The 4,304-nt window shown below is 74.2% G+C and carries 4 protein-coding genes; 3 read left to right on the forward strand and 1 reads right to left on the reverse strand.

Annotated features, from left to right (window positions below):
- A partial coding sequence (locus AC13HU_RS33240) for a pentapeptide repeat-containing protein (protein WP_483045704.1) occupies positions 1–431 on the reverse strand: 431 nt, incomplete at its 3' end.
- A 148-nt stretch (positions 432–579) separates the two neighbouring features.
- Between AC13HU_RS33240 and AC13HU_RS33245 the strand changes: the two genes are divergently transcribed.
- From AC13HU_RS33245 to AC13HU_RS33255, 3 genes are all read left to right on the forward strand, one after another.
- Positions 580–1,389, forward strand: coding sequence for a TIGR03084 family metal-binding protein (locus AC13HU_RS33245; protein ID WP_483045705.1), 810 nt, complete (start codon positions 580–582; stop codon positions 1,387–1,389).
- Positions 1,386–2,969 (forward strand): acyl-CoA carboxylase subunit beta, encoded by a 1,584-nt coding sequence (locus tag AC13HU_RS33250; RefSeq protein ID WP_483045706.1) that lies wholly within the window; start codon positions 1,386–1,388, stop codon positions 2,967–2,969. Before AC13HU_RS33245 ends, AC13HU_RS33250 begins: the two co-directional genes overlap by 4 nt.
- Positions 2,970–2,982: 13 nt before the next feature.
- Positions 2,983–4,304: ATP-binding protein (locus AC13HU_RS33255; RefSeq protein ID WP_483045707.1), on the forward strand; the 1,322-nt coding region annotated here is incomplete at its 3' end.

The following is a 4,304-nucleotide window of genomic DNA, read 5'->3' on the forward strand; positions in this document are numbered from 1 at the left end:
CCTGGAGCGCCCCGCCCTCCAGCACGACGGCCGCGCCGACCCCCACATCGACGGCTCCGGCGACACCCCCCCCCGGCACCCTCCACCCGACACGCCCCGAGTCGCGCCCCGGACAGGTCGGTGGTCAGCCGCGAACTCCCGAAGACCGCCTCCCGCAAGTCGGCCCCCCACAGGTCGGCGCCAAGCAGATGCGCCCGTCCGAAGCGCACCTTGCGCAGGTCCGCCGACCTGAAGTCCGCCTCCTCGCACTCGGCTCGTTCGAGGTCCGCCCCCTGAAGCGCAGCCCCCTCGGCCTCGCAGCAACGCAGCAGCGCCTTGCGGCGGTGTGCGTATCCGACACCGGGCTGGACCTCTCCACGGTCAACGCCCTGGCCTGACCGGGTTCCCCCGCGCCCCTGGGACCGGGCGGCCTGCCACGGAAGGAGCCGCACCGGATCGGGGGCGCGTGGGGTGCTCCCCCTGGCTCCATCGGGGCACCCTTAAAAAAGCATGCACGCTTGAATGTTTCGAGTGCGGCTGCCACCCTGCGTGGAGCACCGTCCTGTCAGTTCCGTGGGCTTCGCTCGACGAGGAGTGGCCGTGGCCGATCCGCAGGCAGTACGAGCCGTGTTGGAGGATCTCCGCGCGGAGGGCGACGCGTTGGACGGGTTGGTCGCGGGGCTCGGGGCGCAGCGGTGGGGTGCCGGCACGCCCGCGGAGGGGTGGACGGTGGCGCATCAGATCGCGCATCTGGCGTGGACGGATGGGCGGGCGCTGCTGGCGGTGCGGGACCCGGAGGGGTTCGCGGCGGAACTGGGCCGCGGTGCGGTGGAGTTGGGCGCGTCGGTGGAGGAGGGCGCCGCGGCGGGTGCGGCGGTGCCGTACGGGGAGTTGCTCGCGCGGTGGCGGGCCGGCCGGGCGCAGCTGCTGGAGGTGCTGGCCGCGGCGCCGCCGGAGGCGCGGTTCCCTTGGTACGGGCCGCCGATGAGCACCGCGTCGGTGGCGACGGGGCGGCTGATGGAGACGTGGGCGCACGGTGAGGACGTGGCGGACACGCTCGGGGTGCGGCGGGAGCCGACCGCGCGGCTGCGGCATGTGGCCCGGATCGCGGTGCGGGCGCGTGACTACGCCTTCGCGGCGCACGGGATGACGCCGCCCGCGGAGCCGTTCCGGGTCGAACTGACCGCACCGGACGGCGAGTTGTGGACGTACGGCCCGCCGGACGCGGCGCAGCGGGTGACCGGTCCCGCACGGGACTTCTGCCTGCTGGCGGTGCAGCGGCGGCACCGCGACGACACGGCGGTGCGCGCGCAGGGCGCGGACGCGGACGCGTGGCTTTCGGTGGCGCAGGCGTTCGCGGGGCCGCCCGGCAAGGGGCGGGTGCCGGCGGCGGACGGCGGTGCGGCATGAGCGCGCTGCGGGGCGCCGACTTCGACGAGCGGCGCGCGGTGATGCTGGAGCGGCTGGCGGAGGTCGCGGCGGCGCACGAGGAGGCGCTGGCCGGCGGCGGCCCGAAGTACGTCGAACGGCACCGGAAGCGGGGCAAGTTGACCGCGCGGGAGCGGATCGAGTCGCTGCTCGACCCGGACACGCCGTTCCTGGAGCTGTCGCCGCTGGCGGGCTGGGGCAGCGACTTCACCACCGGCGCGTCGCTCGTCACCGGGATCGGCGTGGTGGAGGGCGTGGAGTGCCTGGTGACCGCGAACGACCCGACGGTGCGAGGCGGTTCGAGCAATCCGTGGACACTGCGCAAGGCGCTGCGGGCCAACGAGATCGCCTTCGCCAACCGGCTGCCGGTGATCAGCCTGGTGGAGTCCGGCGGGGCGGACCTGCCCAGCCAGAAGGAGATCTTCATCCCCGGCGGCGCCCTCTTCCGCGACCTGACCCGGCTGTCGGCGGCCGGCATCCCCACCGTCGCGGTGGTGTTCGGCAACTCCACGGCAGGTGGGGCGTACGTACCGGGCATGTCCGACCACGTGATCATGGTCAAGGAGCGGTCCAAGGTGTTCCTCGGCGGGCCGCCGCTGGTGAAGATGGCCACCGGCGAGGAGAGCGACGACGAGTCGCTGGGCGGCGCCGACATGCATGCCCGCGTCTCCGGCCTCGCCGACTACTTCGCGCTGGACGAGCCGGACGCGTTGCGCACCGCCCGCCGGGTGGTGGCCCGGCTCAACTGGCGCAGGCAGGGCCCCGATCCGCGCCCGGACCCGCGCCCACCGCTCTTCGACGAGGAGGACCTGCTCGGCATCGTGCCGGGCGACCTGCGCACCCCGTTCGACCCGCGCGAGGTGGTGGTCCGGGTGGTGGACGGCTCGGCGTTCGACGAGTTCAAGCCGCTGTACGGGCCGAGCCTGGCCACCGGGTGGGCCGAGGTGCACGGCTATCCGGTCGGCATCCTCGCCAACGCCCGGGGCGTGCTGTTCAGCGCGGAGTCGCAGAAGGCCGCCCAGTTCATCCAGTTGGCGAACCAGCGGGACATCCCGCTGCTCTTCCTGCACAACACCACCGGCTACATGGTCGGCCGCGAGTACGAACAGGGCGGCATCATCAAGCACGGCGCGATGATGATCAACGCGGTCTCCAACTCCCGTGTGCCGCACATCTCGGTGCTGATGGGCGCGAGTTACGGCGCCGGCCACTACGGCATGTGCGGCCGCGCCTACGACCCGCGCTTCCTCTTCTCGTGGCCGAGCGCGAAGTCCGCGGTGATGGGCCCCGCGCAGCTCGCCGGGGTGCTGTCGATCGTCGCCCGGCAGTCCGCCGCAGCCAAGGGCCGGGCGTACGACGAGGACGCCGACGCCGCGCTGCGCGCCATGGTCGAGCAACAGATCGAGGCGGAGTCCCTGCCGATGTTTCTGTCCGGCCGCCTCTACGACGACGGCGTCATCGACCCGCGCGACACCCGCACCGTCCTGGCCCTGTGCCTGTCCGCCATCCACAACGCCCCGGTCGAGGGCGCGCGGGGCGGCTTCGGCGTCTTCCGGATGTGAGGAGTTGGACCCGATGACCGACGAGCAGGCACGGAAGCGGGACCCCGAGCGTCCTGCCGAGGACCCGACAGCCGCCGGGCGCAAGCCGATCCGGGTGGTCCTGGTGGCGAACCGGGGCGAGATCGCGCGCCGGGTGCTGCGCACCTGCCGGGTGCTGGGCATCGGCACCGTGGCCGTGCACTCGGACCCGGACGCGGACGCGGCGCACGTACGGGAGGCGGACGGGGCGGTGCGGCTGCCCGGCGAGGCGGCCGCCGGTACCTACCTGCGCGGGGAGTCGGTGGTCGCGGCGGCGCTGGCGGCGGGCGCGGACGCGGTGCACCCGGGGTACGGATTCCTTTCGGAGAGTGCGGAGTTCGCGGCCGCCGTGCGGGACGCCGGGCTGACCTGGATCGGGCCGTCGCCGGAGGCCGTCGCCGCGATGGGCTCGAAGACGCGGGCGAAGAAGCTGATGGCGGCGGCAGGGGTGCCGCTGTTCGCGGCGCTCGACGCGGCCCGGGTCGGCCCGGCCGATCTGCCGGTGCTGGTGAAGGCCGCGGCGGGCGGCGGCGGCCGCGGCATGCGAGTGGTACGCGAACTCGCGTCGCTGGAAGACGAGTTGACGGCTGCCCGGGCAGAGGCGGCGGCGGCCTTCGGCGACGGCGAGGTGTTCGTCGAGCCGTACGCCGAAGGCGCCCGGCACATCGAGGTGCAGGTGCTGGCCGACGCGCACGGCACGGTGTGGGTGCTGGGCGAGCGGGACTGCTCGGTGCAGCGCAGGCACCAGAAGGTGATCGAGGAGACCCCGGCGCCCGGCCTGCCCGCGACCGTACGCGCCGCCCTGCACGACGCGGCGGGCCGCGCGGCCCGCGCAATCGGCTACGAGGGCGCCGGCACCGTGGAGTTCTTGGTCGGCGCGGACGGGCGGCCGTACTTCCTGGAGATGAACACCCGCCTCCAGGTGGAGCACCCGGTCACCGAGTGCGTCTTCGGCCTGGACCTGGTGGCGTGGCAGATCCGGATCGCCGAGGGTGCCGCGCTGCCGCCGTTGCCGCCGCAGCCGCGCGGGCACGCGGTCGAGGCGCGGTTGTACGCCGAGGACCCGGCGCGCGGCTGGCAGCCCCAGGCGGGGCCGGTGCACCGGCTCGAACTTCCGGATGTAGACGGGGAGTTCGCGCTTCCGCCGGGCCGCGACGCGGGGCTGCGGCTGGACTCCGGGGTGACCGGCGGCGACACGGTCGGTGTGCACTACGACCCGATGCTCGCCAAGGTCATCGCCTGGGCGCCGACCCGCGCCGAGGCCGTCCGCCGTCTCACCCATGCCCTCGAACGCGCCCGCATCCACGGACCATTGAC

This window comes from Streptomyces sp. NH27 (genome assembly GCF_056859195.1).

Excerpts from the sequence above, each read along its gene's own strand:
- AC13HU_RS33250 (WP_483045706.1), top strand. The coding sequence starts at position 1,386 with ATGAGCGCGCTGCGGGGCGCCGACTTCGACGAGCGGCGCGCGGTGATG.